Source organism: Pedococcus sp. P2_E5, from assembly GCF_056403895.1.
The window spans coordinates 1-14,648 of the sequence record NZ_JBFUEP010000067.1; the positions used below are offsets into that span (position 1 = coordinate 1).

General features: G+C 71.0%; 17 protein-coding genes. 4 read left to right on the plus strand and 13 right to left on the minus strand.

The genetic code is table 11. From position 1 onward, the window contains the following. Positions 1 to 58: 58 nt before the first annotated feature. The 5 genes from AC1DVZ_RS18125 to AC1DVZ_RS18145 all read right to left on the minus strand — a co-directional run bounded on the left by AC1DVZ_RS18125 (position 59) and on the right by AC1DVZ_RS18145 (position 3,968). Positions 59 to 868 carry an ABC transporter permease gene (locus AC1DVZ_RS18125; protein WP_477619593.1) on the minus strand — a complete coding sequence of 270 codons (810 nt, stop codon included), beginning with the start codon at positions 866 to 868 and terminating at the stop codon, positions 59 to 61. After that, complete coding sequence (locus AC1DVZ_RS18130) at positions 865 to 1,758, minus strand: ABC transporter ATP-binding protein (protein ID WP_477619594.1); 894 nt, start codon at positions 1,756 to 1,758, stop codon at positions 865 to 867. Before AC1DVZ_RS18130 ends, AC1DVZ_RS18125 begins: the two co-directional genes overlap by 4 nt. Positions 1,759 to 1,842: 84 nt before the next feature. After that, a complete protein-coding gene (locus tag AC1DVZ_RS18135) occupies positions 1,843 to 2,511 on the minus strand; it encodes a LemA family protein (protein WP_477619595.1) in 669 nt (222 codons plus the stop codon). Positions 2,512 to 2,587: 76 nt separating this feature from the next. Beyond that, the gene (gene pyrE / locus AC1DVZ_RS18140) at positions 2,588 to 3,142 is read right to left on the minus strand and encodes an orotate phosphoribosyltransferase (protein ID WP_477619596.1); all 555 of its coding nucleotides are present in this window, start codon (positions 3,140 to 3,142) and stop codon (positions 2,588 to 2,590) included. 58 nt (positions 3,143 to 3,200) lie between these two features. Beyond that, positions 3,201 to 3,968, minus strand: a complete 768-nt coding sequence (locus AC1DVZ_RS18145; RefSeq protein WP_477619597.1) for an SDR family NAD(P)-dependent oxidoreductase — start codon at positions 3,966 to 3,968, stop codon at positions 3,201 to 3,203. Positions 3,969 to 4,005: 37 nt separating this feature from the next. Between AC1DVZ_RS18145 and AC1DVZ_RS18150 the strand changes: the two genes are divergently transcribed. Both AC1DVZ_RS18150 and AC1DVZ_RS18155 read left to right on the plus strand, forming a co-directional pair. Beyond that, complete coding sequence (locus AC1DVZ_RS18150; protein ID WP_477619598.1) at positions 4,006 to 4,791, plus strand: exodeoxyribonuclease III; 786 nt, start codon at positions 4,006 to 4,008, stop codon at positions 4,789 to 4,791. Positions 4,792 to 4,855: 64 nt separating this feature from the next. After that, a complete protein-coding gene (locus AC1DVZ_RS18155; protein WP_477619599.1) occupies positions 4,856 to 5,737 on the plus strand; it encodes an alpha/beta fold hydrolase in 882 nt (293 codons plus the stop codon). Here AC1DVZ_RS18155 and AC1DVZ_RS18160 read toward each other — a convergent pair. The 5 genes from AC1DVZ_RS18160 to clpB form a co-directional block, all read right to left on the minus strand. Beyond that, positions 5,709 to 6,164 (minus strand): hypothetical protein, encoded by a 456-nt coding sequence (locus AC1DVZ_RS18160; protein WP_477619600.1) that lies wholly within the window; start codon positions 6,162 to 6,164, stop codon positions 5,709 to 5,711. The two genes, AC1DVZ_RS18155 and AC1DVZ_RS18160, sit on opposite strands and share 29 nt — an antisense overlap. A 97-nt stretch (positions 6,165 to 6,261) precedes the next feature. Beyond that, positions 6,262 to 7,944, minus strand: coding sequence for an MFS transporter (locus AC1DVZ_RS18165; protein WP_477619601.1), 1,683 nt, complete (start codon positions 7,942 to 7,944; stop codon positions 6,262 to 6,264). Next, positions 7,925 to 8,614 carry an LppX_LprAFG lipoprotein gene (locus tag AC1DVZ_RS18170; RefSeq protein ID WP_477619602.1) on the minus strand — a complete coding sequence of 230 codons (690 nt, stop codon included), beginning with the start codon at positions 8,612 to 8,614 and terminating at the stop codon, positions 7,925 to 7,927. Before AC1DVZ_RS18170 ends, AC1DVZ_RS18165 begins: the two co-directional genes overlap by 20 nt. A gap of 75 nt (positions 8,615 to 8,689) precedes the next feature. Next, on the minus strand, positions 8,690 to 9,658 hold the full coding sequence (locus AC1DVZ_RS18175) for a TIGR03885 family FMN-dependent LLM class oxidoreductase (protein WP_477619603.1): 969 nt from the start codon (positions 9,656 to 9,658) through the stop codon (positions 8,690 to 8,692). Positions 9,659 to 9,762: 104 nt separating this feature from the next. Next, positions 9,763 to 12,336: an ATP-dependent chaperone ClpB gene (clpB, locus tag AC1DVZ_RS18180; RefSeq protein ID WP_477619604.1), complete on the minus strand. Its 2,574-nt coding sequence runs from the start codon at positions 12,334 to 12,336 to the stop codon at positions 9,763 to 9,765. A gap of 187 nt (positions 12,337 to 12,523) precedes the next feature. Here clpB and AC1DVZ_RS18185 point away from each other — a divergent pair, with 187 nt between their 5' ends. Beyond that, positions 12,524 to 12,913: a nitroreductase family deazaflavin-dependent oxidoreductase gene (locus AC1DVZ_RS18185; RefSeq protein WP_477619605.1), complete on the plus strand. Its 390-nt coding sequence runs from the start codon at positions 12,524 to 12,526 to the stop codon at positions 12,911 to 12,913. Between the two features lie 71 nt (positions 12,914 to 12,984). Here AC1DVZ_RS18185 and AC1DVZ_RS18190 read toward each other — a convergent pair whose 3' ends face one another. From AC1DVZ_RS18190 to AC1DVZ_RS18200, 3 genes are all read right to left on the minus strand, one after another. Continuing rightward, positions 12,985 to 13,257 carry a ribonuclease E inhibitor RraB gene (locus AC1DVZ_RS18190; protein ID WP_477619606.1) on the minus strand — a complete coding sequence of 91 codons (273 nt, stop codon included), beginning with the start codon at positions 13,255 to 13,257 and terminating at the stop codon, positions 12,985 to 12,987. Between the two features lie 96 nt (positions 13,258 to 13,353). Then, positions 13,354 to 13,806, minus strand: coding sequence for a hypothetical protein (locus AC1DVZ_RS18195; protein ID WP_477619607.1), 453 nt, complete (start codon positions 13,804 to 13,806; stop codon positions 13,354 to 13,356). Further along, the gene (locus AC1DVZ_RS18200; RefSeq protein WP_477619608.1) at positions 13,772 to 14,119 is read right to left on the minus strand and encodes a helix-turn-helix domain-containing protein; all 348 of its coding nucleotides are present in this window, start codon (positions 14,117 to 14,119) and stop codon (positions 13,772 to 13,774) included. The genes AC1DVZ_RS18195 and AC1DVZ_RS18200 overlap by 35 nt, the downstream gene beginning before the upstream one ends. 176 nt (positions 14,120 to 14,295) lie before the next feature. Here AC1DVZ_RS18200 and AC1DVZ_RS18205 point away from each other — a divergent pair, with 176 nt between their 5' ends. Then, positions 14,296 to 14,565, plus strand: a complete 270-nt coding sequence (locus AC1DVZ_RS18205) for a helix-turn-helix domain-containing protein (protein WP_477619609.1) — start codon at positions 14,296 to 14,298, stop codon at positions 14,563 to 14,565. The last annotated feature ends 83 nt before the right edge of the window (positions 14,566 to 14,648 follow it).

The window sequence follows — 14,648 nt, forward strand, 5'->3', positions numbered from 1 at the left end:
CGCCCCCTGCTCCGAGCGGCAGTCAGCCGGCTCGATGCCGTTGGTGCTCACGTGACCATCATGTCGTGCCGCGCTTGGTCCAGCGGAAGGTGCGGGCGCAGACGATGAGTCCGGCGACCAGCCACACGGCGAGCACGAGGGCGGTGCGACCGTGCTCCCACGCGCCGGCCATCTCCTGGTCCTGCCAGTCGCCGGGGAAGAAGACCGACCGCATGCCCTGCGCGATCCACTTCAAGGGGAAGACCGACGCCACCTGCTTCAGCCACTCGGGCAGGTCGGTGAAGGCGAAGTAGACACCTGAGATGAACTGCAGGATGAGCGTGGGGGCGATGACGATCGCGCCGACCGAGCGCGACGAGGAGGCCAGGGAGGAAAAGGCGATCCCGAGCACCGTGCCCGAGGCGACACCGAGCAGGAACACCCACACGAAGGTGCCCCAGCGACCCGCGTCGGTCGGCAGCTGCACGCCGAACCCGACCTTGGCCACCGCGATGAGCAGGGCGAACTGCGCGAGGCTGGTGATGGCCACGAGCCCGACCTTGCCGAGGAAGTAGGCGACCGGAGGCATCGGCGTCGCGCGCAGCCGCTTGAGGGTGCCGTCGTCCCGCTCGACCGCGACGCTCAGCGCCATCGACTGGAAGCTGGTCAGCATCACGCCGGCCGCGACCATCCCCGGGAGGAAGAAGCGCGCGGCGTTCACACCGGCTGCTTCGGCATCGCCCGTCCCGAAGCTGTCACCGAAGATCACCGAGAACATGCTCAGCATGAGGATCGGGAAGACGAAGGAGAAGAAGACCGCCTCCTTCTCGCGGAAGTACATCTTCAGCTCGAGGACCGTGCGGTCCCCACCGATGGCGAGCGTGTTCACGCGACGACCTCCAGCTCGGGCTCGGCGCTCGTGGCGACGAGGTGAGGGGTGATCAGGGAGAGATAGGTGTCCTCCAGGGAGGGGCGCGCCACGGTCAGCTTGGGCACCTCGCGGCCGAGCTCGGCGCCGAGCCTCGCGACGAACTGCGTTGGCGTGCTCGTCTTCTCGGTATGCCGCCTCCCCGCGTCGTCCTCCCAGGTCACCGTTGCCTCGGACGAGGCCCGGCCGCCGAGGTTGGCCGGGGTGTCGAGGGCGAGCATCCGGCCCGCGGCGATGACCCCGACCCGGTCGGCCAGCTGCTCGGCCTCGTCGAGGTAGTGGGTCGTCAGCAGGATCGTGGTCCCGCCGTCGGCCAGTGAGCCGATCAGCTCCCAGAAGTCGCGCCGGGCCTGCGGGTCGAAGCCCGTGGTGGGTTCGTCGAGGAACAGAAGCTCGGGGGTGCCCACGATGCCCAGGCCGACGTCGAGCCGCCGACGCTGGCCACCGCTGAGCTTGCCGACCCGGTCGTCAGCCTTGTCGACGAGCCCGACCGCGGCCAGGACCTCGTCGACGTCGCGCGGGGTGCGGTAGACCTTCGCGGTGCTGGCCAGCGCCTCGCGGGGCGTGATGAGGTCCAGTCCGGTCGAGGACTGGAGCACGATGCCGAGCCGGTTGCGCCAGGCCAGGCCGGCCGCCTGCGGGTCCTCACCGAGGACGCTGACGGTGCCGCCGTCGCGCTTGCGGAATCCCTCGAGGATCTCGACGGTCGTCGTCTTGCCCGCGCCGTTCGGCCCGAGCAAGGCGAACACCTCGCCCCGCTCGATCTGCAGGTCGATGCCGTCGACGGCCTCGCGAGCTCCGTAGGTCTTGCGCAGGCCGGTGACGCGGATGGGCGCTTCTGGTGCTGACATGGGTACAGCCTGTCGTGCCCACTGGTGCCGCCGTCAGCCCCACCCGGTTGATTCCCCGTCCACCGACCGGTGGACCCGTGTCGCCTACTGGGTGGGCGGGGTGTCCTGCGTGGGCGCCGCGGGCGGAGGTGAGGAGGGAGCGCCCGCTGGCGTGCCCCCGGCATACCCGCTGGGCGGGGGGATGGTGGCGTCGCGCTGGCCGAAGTCGACCTTCACGGGGTCACGCTCCTCGCCCTCGACCTCGAAGTACTCGGCGCGGTCGATGTTGAACATGCCGGCGACGAAGTTGGAGGGGACCGTCTCCACCTTGGTGTTGAGCTCACGCACGTTGGCGTTGTAGTAGCGCCGGGCCGCGGCGATGCGGTCCTCGGTCGAGGTCAGCTCCTGCTGCAGCGCCAGGAAGTTCTGGTTGGCCTTGAGGTCGGGGTAGGCCTCGGCCACGGCGATGAGCCGACCGAGCGCCTGGCTCAGCATGCCCTCGCTCTGGGCCTGCTGCGCGGGGCTCTGGCCACCGGCCATCGCGGCGGACCGGGCCTTCATGACGTCCTCGAGCGTGCCGCGCTCGTGGGCTGCGTAGCCCTTGACCGTCTCGACGAGGTTGCCGATGAGGTCGTGCCGGCGCTTGAGCTCGACATCGATCTGGCGCCACGCCTCCTGCACGAGGTTGCGCAGCTTGATCAGCCCGTTGTAGACGCCGACCGCCCACAGCACGAGCAGCACGAGCACGACCGCGATGATGATCCAGACCCACATGAGCAATCCCCTTGTCTTGGGCGGCGTCGTCCTGTGCGGCGTCTCGCCTACTGCGGTGCAGCTTCTGCAGTGCAGCCTAGGCCAGACCGAGTTCGTCGAGGCCGTAGACGAAGCGGTACTCGAGCCCGGCGTCCGCGAACCTCTGGCCGGCGCCCGTCGCGCGGTCGGCGATCGTCGCGATCGCCACGACCTCGGCCCCGGCCTCGCGGGCGGCATCCACGGCGTCGAGCGGCGAGTTGCCGGTGGTCGTCGTGTCCTCGACGACGACGACGCGGCGGCCCTCGATCGACGGCCCCTCGATGCGCTGCTGCAGCCCGTGGGCCTTGCCCGACTTGCGCACGACGAACGCGTCCTTGCGGTCACCGGCGGCCGCGCTCGCGTGCAGGATCGAGGTGGCGACGGGGTCGGCTCCGAGCGTCAGCCCGCCCACGGCGTCATAGTCAAGATCGGCCACGAGGTCGCGCATGACGATCCCCACCAGCGGTGCGGCCTCACCGTCGAGGGTGATGCGGCGCAGGTCGACGTAGTAGTCGGCCTCCTTGCCGGACGACAGCGTCACCCGGCCGTGGACGATGGCCTTCTCCTTGACGATCTCGAGCAGGCGGGCGCGGGCGGCGGCAGTGTCGGTCACGGTTCGTGAGCCTACCGAGCGAGACGGTGAGGTATGCCGCGTGGCCCAGTCTCGTGGCTCACTCGCCCGGGCGGTGGACGCCGCGGGCGCGACGGCGCACGATCGAGCGCGGCACGAGGCGCAGCGCGGCGACGATGGCCTTGTACTGGGCCGACGGAACCGACACGACGCGGCCCTTGGCGACGTCGTCGAGGCAGTCGCGCACCAGCCGGTCGGCGTTGAGCCACATGAACTCGGGGATGCTCGACATGTCGACCTGGGCCCGCTGGTGGAACTCGGTGTGCGTGAAACCCGGGCAGAGGGCGGTCGCCGTCACGCCGGAGCCGCGCAGCTCGGCGGCAAGACCCTCCGTGAAGACGGTGACGTAGGACTTGTTGGCCGAGTAGGTGCCCGCGGTGAGGAACGACGCGACCGACGAGACGTTGACGATGGCGCCGTGGCCACGCTCGCGCATCGCGGTGGCAGCCGCGTGCGACAGGACGAGGACCGCCCGGCACAGCACGTCGAAGTTGGCCTCCTCCTGCGCGATGTCGTGGCGCAGGAACGAGCCCTTGAGCGAGTAGCCCGCGTTGTTGACCAGCAGGTCGACGGGGCGAGCGAGGTCGGCCAGGCGCTCGGCGACCTTGCCGGTCTCGGCTCGGTCGGACAGGTCGGCGACGAGGATCTCGGTGCCGACGGAGTACTTCGCCCGCAGCTCGTCGGAGACGTTCTCCAGCCGCGCGCGGTCGCGGGCCACGAGCACCACGTCGTGGCCGCGCTCCGCGAGGACGTGGGCGAAGGACAGGCCGATGCCGGCGGTGGCGCCGGTGACGAGGGCAGTGCTCATGACCTCACTCTAGGCGGGTCCGCATAGGGTTGCCTGCGTGCGCATAGCCACCTGGAACGTCAACTCCATCCGCTCCCGCATCGACCGTGTCGAGGCCTGGCTGGAGCGCAGCGACGTCGACGTGCTCGCCATCCAGGAGACCAAGGCGACCGACGCGCAGTTCCCGTTCGACCGGCTGCAGGCCCTCGGTTACGAGGTCGCCCACCACGGCCTCAACCACTGGAACGGGGTAGCCATCGTCTCCCGGGTCGGGATCGAGGACGTCACGCCGTCGTTCCCCGACGCCCCCGCGTGGGGCGAGCCACCGGTGGTCGAGGCACGCGCCCTCACCGCGACCTGCGGCGGCGTCAAGGTCACCTCGGTCTACGTCCCCAACGGGCGCCACATCGAGGACCCGCACATGGTCTACAAGCTCGACTGGCTGGCCCGGCTCCGCGACCAGGCCAGGACGTCGGTCGAGGCCGGCGAGACGGCGGCGCTCATGGGCGACTGGAACATCGCACCGCAGGACGAGGACGTCTGGTCGATGGAGTACTACCTCGACAAGAGCCACGTCTCCCCCAGTGAGCGGGCGGCCTTCCAGGCGGTGCTCGACGCCGGCTTCGTCGACGTCGTGCGGCCACACACCCCGGAACCGGGCACCTTCACCTACTGGGACTACAAGATGCTGAGCTTCCAGAAGCGCCGCGGCATGCGGATCGACTTCATCCTCGGCACCCCGGCGTTCGCGGCCAGGGTGGCCGGCGCGGTGATCGACCGCGAGGAGCGCAAGGGCAAGGGCGCCTCCGACCACGCGCCCGTCGTCGTCCAGCTGGACGACTGAGCGGCCGGGGGCTGACCAGCAGGCTGGTCCGCACCAGACCCCACCCACGGTGATAATGGCGCGCATGGCCTCCCGCACCTTCACCGTCGCCGCCCCCGACGGAGCCCTGCTCCGGGTGCAGGAGTATGCCGCCGGGCCGGCTTCCGAGGGCGACGCGGACGTCGCGGGTGGCGCGACTTCCGTCCCCACCGTGGTCCTGGCACACGGCTGGACGCTCACTCGTGCGTCGTGGCTCCCCGTCGTCGAGCGGCTCGTCGTGGCCGGGGTGCGGGTCGTGACCTACGACCAGCGCGGGCACGGCGGGTCCAGCCCGTTGCGCGGCCAGCCGACCGTGCGGATGCTCGGTGACGACCTAGCGGCGGTGCTCGACGTGGTGGCGCCACGGGGCCGAGTGGTCCTCGGCGGTCACTCGATGGGCGGCATGACCGTGATGGCCTACGCGGGGCTGCACCCCGGCGAGTTCCGCTCCCGGGTTGCCGGCGCGGTGCTCGTGGCAACCAGCGCGGGCGACCTGCAGAACCGCCTCTCGACTCTCGAGGGCCGCCTGATGGCCCTCGCGTCGCGCATGCCGGGGATCCCCGCGGGGCGGTTCGTCACCACGCGCGGCCAGCGACGACTGCTCTTCGGTTACGACGCCGACCCGTCCCAGGTGCAGCTGACCCGCGACATGGCGGCGAGCACGAGTCTTCCGACCATGGGCCGGTTCTTCGGCGCCCTCGGGGAGCACGACGAGAGCGAGGCGCTGAGCCAGCTGGCCGGCATACCCACCGTCGTGCTCGTCGGGGACCGCGACCGGCTCACGCACCCCCGGCACGGTCGGCGGCTCGCCGAGCTGGTCCCCCACGCCGAGCTGAGAATCCTGCCCGGCCGCGGTCACATGCTGGTCTACGAAGCCACCGACGAGGTCGTCGACGCGTTCACGACACTGCTCTCGCCGGTGGCGTGACCGTCACCTGCGCCTGAAAGGCCGTGGGCTCGCACCCGGCCCCGTTGGGCTGGACCTTGCGCGGGACGACGCGGACCGTGGTGGCCGGGACGAACACCGCGCCCGCGCTGTCGCGCGCCGTGACGACGATGTCGACGGGGTCGGTGGAGCCGACGGCGGGCAGGTCGACCCACGCCGAGTCCTCCTCGGCACCCCTGAACGCACCCGTCCCACAGGTTGCCCCGACACAGGCCCGCACACTGATCTCGTCGGCGCGCGCCTGGGCATCGAACGCCCGGGGAAAGCCGGCGATGGTGACGCGCACACCGTTCGTGGCGCCGATCTCCGTGCACGCCTTCGGCGGCGGGACGCACGCTGCGGTCGTCAGGGCGAGGCCGACCACGCCGACCACGCGGGCAAGCTCGAGCGCACGGGAAGGGTTCACCACGGTTGGAGGGCGCCCGCCGGCTTCTGGTTCCGAAGCCGACCCGGCGCGGGACCGGCTGAGCCGGCGCCCGGTCGCCGCCCGACGACCAGGGTGAGGGTCAGCCGAGCCTTGCCGTGCTCAGCGGCGAGCCTGACGGCTCACGATGGTCGTCCGCCGGTCGACGCCGTAGGCCGAGGCCCACCGAGGCGAACGCGCCCAGCAGCGCCGCGATCGCCGCGCCGAGGAACACCGTCTGCACCTGCACGAGGCCGGCTGCGAGGAGGGCCTTCGTGTCCGTCTGGTCGGGCAGCGCCGCCACCGTGTCGTAGTAGCGGTGCAGGCCGATGGCCGTGAGCAGGGCCAGGCCGACGACCATGCCGACCATGCGGGCCACGACGACGAGGGCAGACGCCACGCCGTGCGCATCGGCCGGGGCGTCGGCGAGAGCAGCGTTGTTCACCGGTGCGAGCGCCATCCCGATGCCGAGGCCCACGGCGACCAGGACCACCGTGGCCATCGGTCCGTCGAGCGAGCCCTCACCCCAACGGCTCATGGCGAACAGGCCGATGGTCGCCACCACCAGGCCCACGCCACTGACCAGCCCGTCACCGAACCTGCGCAGGGACCACCCGCCGAGCAGCGCCCCCACCGGCACCGCCAGCAGGAACCGCACCAGCACGAACGCCGCGACCGTCTGCGAGTCGGTCAGGGTCAGCCGCGCGAGCACCGGGACGTCGACGATGACCGCGACGAGGGCGGCACCGACCAGGAGGCTCACGACGAGGGACGTCCGGGCACGGCCTCGCACGACACCACGAGCGACGAGTGGCTCGGCGACGGTGTGGTGCCGCCAGAGGTAGAGCCCCAGGGCAAGCGCCCCGACCGGCAGCAACGCGTACCCCAGCGGCCCGACCACCTCTCGCTCGGGATCGCTGGCGGCAAAGGTGAGCACCACGCTGCCGAGGGCCAGACCGAGGAACAGGGCACCGAGCAGGTCGACGCGACGCAGCAGCATCCACCACCGCGGGGCCGTCACCGCGACGAGAGCCAGCACCAGGGTGAGGGCGACCACCCCGATCGGGGTCAGCACCCGCGACGTCGAGTCACCGAAGGGCACGAACGGCACCCCGAGCGTCACGTCGGCCGCCAGCCGCGACGGTGCGGCGAGCGCCAGGCCACCCACCACCAGCGCAGAGGCGCCGAGCACGAGGGGTATGCCGCGTGGCCGCCGCGGCTTCTCGCCTCCGACCACCAGCACCGCACCAGCCAGGACGAGACCGGCGATCACGTTGAGCCAGAAGATCATCCGCCAGCCGGAGATGGCGAGGACAGCTGCACCGAAGACCGGCCCGAGGACGCTGCCCACCTCCTGCACCGCCCCGACAACGCCCAGGGGCGTGCCCCGCCGGTCGGCCGGCCAGAGGTCGGCCACGATCGCGAGCGTGGCGGGCACGAGCCCACCGCCACCGATGCCCTGGAGCACCCGCCCGGTCACCAGGACGGGCAGCTCGACAGCGAGGGCCGTGATCGCCGACCCGATCACGAAGATCATCAAGCAGGCGACCAGGATCCGTTGTCTGGCAACGAGATCCGCAAGGCGGCCGATGAGGGGCAGGACGGCGATGTAGCCCAGCAGGAAGCCGGAGATGATCGGAGTCGCCTTCTGCAGGGCGTCGATGCCGAGCCCGACGCCGGTCATCATGTCCGTCAGGGCCAGGACGACGACGTAGGTGTCCGCCGCGGCCAGCGCCACCGCCACGGACGCCGTGGCGAGCAGCGCCCTAGGGGCGGGTGATCGCAACGGGCTGGGGCAGGCTCTTGAGCCGCAGGGAGTAGGTCGAGGTGGCTCCGGCGTAGAACGGCCCCTTGAGGACGACCGTGCGCAGCTCCTGCCCGCTCTGGGTGACGCCGTAGGTCACGTCGAAGGTCTTGTCGCGGTCCCCGATGACGAGCAGGTCCGCCACGGCGGCACCGGGGAGCTTGCCCGTGAAGGACGTGAGCACGTCCGAGCCGTCGCGGACCTGGCCACCCTTGGCGAGGGACTGGGTCTTGCCGATCAGGCTGGTGATCCCGGTCTGCTTGTTGAACAGCTGCGCCGGGTTGGGCGCCCCATAGGTCGCCGGGTCGATCTTGTTGTAGCCGGGGGTGAAGAACTTCATGAAGACGTCCTGCTCCACAGCGATCACGTCGACGGTCCCGGTCACGCCGGCGATCGTGGCGTTGAGGGTGCCCTGGAACGACGGCGGGGTGAACAGTCCCGTGCCCTTGGCGGCGGACACCCCGACCGCCTTGCTGGGCAGGTCGGTCGCCTCGAGGGTGAAGGTCACCGCCGGGCTCTTCTCGAGGTTCGTGCGCGCAGCGGCGAGCTGCTCGGCCGGGGTGCCCTCCTTGGCCGGGGGCTTGTCGTCGGTCGAGCACCCCACGAGGGCGAGTGCCGCGATGGCGGCGATGGCGATTCCCTTGAGGCGCATGGCACCCACGGTAGTCCGAGGGAACCGCTCCCCATGGTCGCAACGCGGCACGCATCCGGGGGGTATGCCGGGTGGTCAGCTCCCGGCGCTGCCCAGGGCGGGCAGGACCTGCTCTCCGAACGTGTCGATGAAGGCGTCCTGCCGCTGCCCCACGTGGTGGAGGTAGAGGTCGTCGAACCCCAGGTCGGCGTACTCCGCCAGCCACTCGCGGTGCTGCCCGAGGTCGGCCGAGACGCGTACGGCGTCGCGCACCGCCTCCGGCTCGACCTGCTGCCACAGCACGTCGAACGCCTCGGCCGTCTCGAGGTCCCACGGGACCGGTGGCCCGAAGACGTTGCCGGCCCACTGGTCGTGCGCCGTACCCAGGGCTTCGTCCTCGGTCGGCGCCCAGGACAGGTGAACCTGCAGGGCGGCTCGCCCCCTGCCTCCTGCACCGCGGTAGGCCGCCAACACCTCCCGCAGCGTGTCGACAGGCTGGTTGACGGTGACCAGCCCGTCCGCCCAGGCGGCCACCCGGGCCGCACTCTCGACCGACACCGCCGGGCCCACGAGAAGTGGCGTCGGCTCTGGGAGGTCCCACAGCCTGGCGCGGTCGACGGTCACGAGGCCGTCGTGGCTGACCTCCTCGCCGGCCAGCATCCGCCGGATGACGTCGACGCACTCCTCCAGCCGCTGCGTCCGCAGCTCCTTGCGTGGCCATCCGTCCCCGGTGATGTGCTCGTTGCTCGCCTCGCCGCTGCCGAGCGCGACCCAGAACCGGCCGGGGAACATCTGTCCCAGCGTCGCGATCCGCTGCGCGTGGACCGCGGGGTGGTAGCGCTGCCCCGGAGCACTGACGCACCCGAGGTCGAGGTCCGTGGTGGCAAGGGCTGCGCCGAGCCACGACCAGGTGTACCCGCTGTGGCCCTGTCGCGTGCTCCACGGCGAGAAGTGGTCGGAGCACATCGCCATCGCGAACCCGGCTCGCTCGGCGTGCTGGACGTCGGCCAGCAGCTGGCGTGGGCTGATCTGCTCGTGTGAGGCGTGGAAACCGATCCGCGGCATGCCCCCACCTCAGCAGACTCTCGCCGAGGCGGCATGCCGAACGGCAGGAGGGGTATGCCGGGTGGTCACCACCCGGCATACCCCTCGGTCGTCGCCGGCGTGCCTCAGCGCAGGGTGAGGGTGTCCGCCTGCTCGTCGAGGTCGACGGTCACCGTGTCGCCGTCGCGGACCCGGCCACCCAGGACAGCCTTGGCGAGGCGGTCGCCGATCTCCTTCTGCACGAGTCGGCGCAACGGACGGGCACCGTAGGCGGGGTCGTAGCCGGTGATCGCCAGCCACTCGCGTGCGGCGTCGGTGACCTCGAGGGTGATCCGGCGGTCGACCAGGCGACTGGCCAGCTCGCGGACCTGGAGCTCGACGATGTGGCCGAGCTCGGCGGAGGTGAGCGGGTCGAAGATGACGACCTCGTCGAGCCGGTTGAGGAACTCGGGCTTGAAGCTCGCTCGGACCATCCCCATGACGGCCTCGCGCTTGGCCTCGTCAGGCAGGTTGGGGTCGACGAGGAACTGGCTGCCGAGGTTGCTGGTCATCACGAGGATGACGTTGCGGAAGTCCACCGTGCGCCCCTGGCCGTCGGTGAGCCGCCCGTCGTCGAGGACCTGGAGCAGGATGTCGAACGTCTCGGGGTGCGCCTTCTCCACCTCGTCGAGCAGCACCACCGAGTAGGGGCGGCGGCGGACGGCCTCGGTGAGCTGACCGCCCTCCTCGTAGCCGACGTACCCGGGCGGCGCACCGATCAGGCGGGCGACGGCGTGCCGCTCGGAGTACTCGCTCATGTCGATGCGGACCATGGCCCGCTCGTCGTCGAAGAGGAAGTCCGCCAGCGAMTTGGCGAGCTCGGTCTTCCCGACGCCGGTAGGACCCAGGAAGAGGAAGGAGCCGGTGGGACGGTTGGGGTCGGCGAGGCCGGCACGAGAACGCCGCACGGCGTCACTGACGGCCTCGACGGCCGCGGTCTGGCCGATGAGCCGGGAACCGATGATCGACTCCATCGACAGCAGCTTCTCGGTCTCGCCCTGCAGCAGGCGGCCGGCCGGGATGCCGGTCCAGGCCGAGATCACCTCGGCGATGTCGTCGGCGCCCACGCGCTCCTTGACCATGAGGTCGGCGCTGGCGCGACCGGACGCGACCTCGTCCTCGTTCGCGACGGCCAGTGCCTTCTCGAGCTCGGGGATCTCGCCGAACTCGATCCGGCTGGCGGTCTCGAAGTCGTACTCCCGGCGCGCCTTCTCGAGCCGGGTGCGAGCCTCGTCGATCTGGGTCTTGAGGTCGCCCACGCGGTTCAGACCGGACTTCTCCGACTCCCAGCGGGCGTTGAGCGCGGCCAGCTCCTCGGACCTGTTCGCCAGGTCCTCGCGGAGCCGGGCCAACCGCTCGACGGAGGCGTCGTCGGTCTCGCGCTCGAGGTGCAGCTCCTCCATCTTGAGACGGTCGACCGAGCGGCGCAGCTCGTCTATCTCCACGGGGCTGGAGTCGATCTCCATCCGCAGCCGGGAGGCCGCCTCGTCCACGAGGTCGATGGCCTTGTCCGGCAGCTGGCGCCCGCTGATGTAGCGGTCCGACAGGGAGGCGGCCGCGACGAGGGCGGCGTCCTCGATCTCGACCTTGTGGTGCGCCTCGTACCGCTCCTTGAGCCCGCGCAGGATCGCGATGGTGTCCTCGACCGACGGCTCGCCGACGAACACCTGCTGGAAGCGGCGTTCCAGGGCAGCGTCCTTCTCGATGTGCTGGCGGTACTCGTCGAGCGTCGTCGCGCCGACGAGGCGCAGCTCACCGCGGGCGAGCAACGGCTTGAGCATGTTGCCCGCGTCCATGGCGCCCTCGCCGCTCGCGCCGGCCCCGACGACGGTGTGCAGCTCGTCGATGAACGTGACGACCTGACCGTTGCTCTCACGGATCTCCTCGAGCACGGCCTTGAGCCGCTCCTCGAACTCACCACGGTACTTCGCGCCCGCGACCATCGCGCCGAGGTCGAGGCTGATCAACCGCTTGTCTCGCAACGACTCCGGGACGTCGCCGTCGACGATCCGCTGGGCCAGCCCCTCGACGACGGCGGTCTTGCCGACGCCGGGTTCGCCGATGAGGACGGGGTTGTTCTTGGTGCGGCGGGAGAGCACCTGGACGACCCGGCGGATCTCCGAGTCGCGCCCGATCACCGGGTCGAGCCTGCCGTCCCGGGCCTCCTGCGTCAGGTCGGTGCCGTACCTCGCGAGCGCCTCGCCGCCCTCGACCGGTGTCTCGCTCGTCACGGTGCGTCCCCCTCGCGTCGCCTCGATCTTGGCCTCCATGTCCTTGGCGCCCCGCTTCTGGACCGCGGCGAGGTGGCCGGTCTCGGCGAGGGCGAGCAGGAGCAGGTCCATCGCGAGGTAGGTGTCCCCCTTGGCACGCATGAGGGTGTCCGCCTGCTGGAGCACGGCCAGCGCCTCACGACCGAACGTGGGCGGCTGGGTCGCGCCCGTCGTCGTCGGCAGGGCGCGCAACCGGGCATCGGCCTGGCCGAGCACGTGCGCGGCGCCGGTCCCGGCAGCCTGCAGCAGGGCATCGGCCTGCGCTGCGTCGAGCTGCACCAGGGCGCTCGTGAGGTGGTCGGGGGTGATCTCGGGGTTKCCGGCACTCTGGGCGGCTCGCTGGGCGAGCGCGAGCGCCTCGGCTACCTTCGCGGTCGGCTTCAGGTCCATGCGTGGATGTTCTCCTGTGTCGGGGGTGATGGGTCCACTATCGACAACCGGGTCAAAGTTGAGTGTATTCCACTCAATCTTGTGCGCATTCGCCCTGGCGAGCACACTCGCGTGGCGAGCACACCCGCGTGGCGCGGGCAGCCGCGCTTGGTGCGCGCCGCAGCCACCCGCGGCATACCGTGGAGGCGTGCCCATTCCACTCTCGGTCGGGCGGTGGAACCGCGTCGGTTTCAACCGGTTGAGCACTCCCGTGGCGCGGCACCTGCCGGGTTTCGCCGTGGTCCACCACCGGGGACGGCGGTCCGGGCGCGACTACCAGACACCGGTGAACCTGTTCACGATCGGCGACCGGTTCGTGATCGCGCTCACCTACGGGCCGCACGCAGACTGGGTCCGGAACGTGGTCGCGGCAGGAGGGTGCACGATCGAGACCCGCGGCCGGCTGGTCGCCTGCGGGCAGCCACGGCTCTACCKGGACCCCGCGCGACGGGGCATCCGGCCGGTCGAGCGGGCCGCCCTCGGCCTGCTCGACGTGCAGGAGTTCCTCGAACTGGTCGCCGTGGAGCCCGTGCCCTGACCAGACCGTGCCCTGACCAGACCGGGCGGGACGACCGCGCCGGCCGACCGGGCCGCCAACGCCGGCTCGCGTCAGGAGGCTGTCGGGGGCTCCGGGTCGTACCAGCCGCCGTGCTCCTCGGCGAGGGCGCTGAACCGGTCGCGAAGGCCCGACTCGACCGGCCCCGACTCGTCGGCGACCATCTCCTCGACGACATGGACCGCCCACTCGTGGTCCTCGGAGTCGTCCTCTCCCGCAAGGGCTTCCCGCACGACGCGCACTTCGGAGAAGCCTTCGTGGGCCAGCTCGGCGGCCACGTCGTCAGCGGTCTCACGGTCGGGGAAGACCAGCAGGTGTTCACTCACAGACAGGAGTATGCCGCGTGGTCACCGCCGCGTCGTGTCACGTCGGCACCGCGGCGCCATCGCCGCCCTGTCGCCGCCCGCGGACGGAAGCGGCCCCTAGGCGGAGGCTGCCCCGTCGGACCACCCGCAGGCCCGCTCCAGTCGGGCCCGGTCGGCCGGTCGGGTATGGGCGAGCCGGAACCGGACCCATGCGTCCGGCACCTTCATGTGCCACACGAAGTCGTCCCAGTCGCTGGCGACGGCGAGGCGGCGCTCCATGACGACCAGGGGCATGGCCCTGCGAGCGGCCTCAYGCTCGACTCGACGCTCGATGGCCGACGCCGCCCAGCCGGTGCAYTCGGTGTCACCGCGCTCGGCGTGGACGAGCTCGTGCCAGAGCGACCGCCGCTCCTCCTCGAGGCTGCGCCCGGAGCGGAGCACGATCGCGCGACGACCGTGGTAGTAGCGGGCGGGCTCGGCGATGGGCTGCCGCAGCATGACGACGTCACGCATCTCGCGGAGCAGTTTCCAGGGGTCAGGAACCCCGGATGCGTCGCTCGAGGGCGTCAAGCCTGCTCCTCACGTCGTCGATCAGCACGAGGACCTCCTCGTCGCCGACCGCTGGCCGGACTCGCGGACCGGGAGCGGTCACGAAGCCCTCATTGTGCGTCGACGCACCGACAGGCTCACCGCGGTCGTCCAGTCCGAGTACCTCGAGAACCTGCGCGCGCTTGACGTCCTGGACACCGAGCCCGTCCTCCACGCGCTTCCACGTGATCGAGGAGATCCTCGCCTCCCTCGCCGCCTGCTCCTTGCTCCAGCCACGGGTCAGGCGGGCGCGCTCGACGCGGTGTCCGAGCTGTTCGAGCTGCTGCGGGTTCATGACCGACATCTTGCCAGTCACCCCCAGTCACATCCAGTCACTGCTGGTCCTGCTCAGTCACGCCCTTACCGGTCGTGGCCACTGCTGTACCCCACTCGCGGCACCGGGGGCTATCTTTCTGTGGACCCTCACCCCAACTCTTGCCTGAGTGGCCGTGTATGACTATGTTCATGGGCATGTCTGGGGGAACATCGGCAAACCGGGTCATCGACGTGCACGGCTATGCACTCCGCGTCATTCGCCAGGCCCGGGGGCGTGGCGTGTCGGACCTCGCGGCGGCGCTCGAGGTCGACAGGTCCTACATCAGGCACCTGGAGAACGGCAGCAAGCTGCGAGTGAGTCGGGAGTTCTATGCCGCACTCCTGCGCGAGCTGCAGATCGACGACTACCGGGCACTACTGGCCACCGCACCGCTGCGCGACGCTGCATCGGAGGTGTCGGCCTGACAAACCCGTCCGAGGCGGGCTGGATCCGCCGACCCGGACGACCACAGGGGGCGGTGAGCCTCCCCATCGAGCCGCGAGAGCCC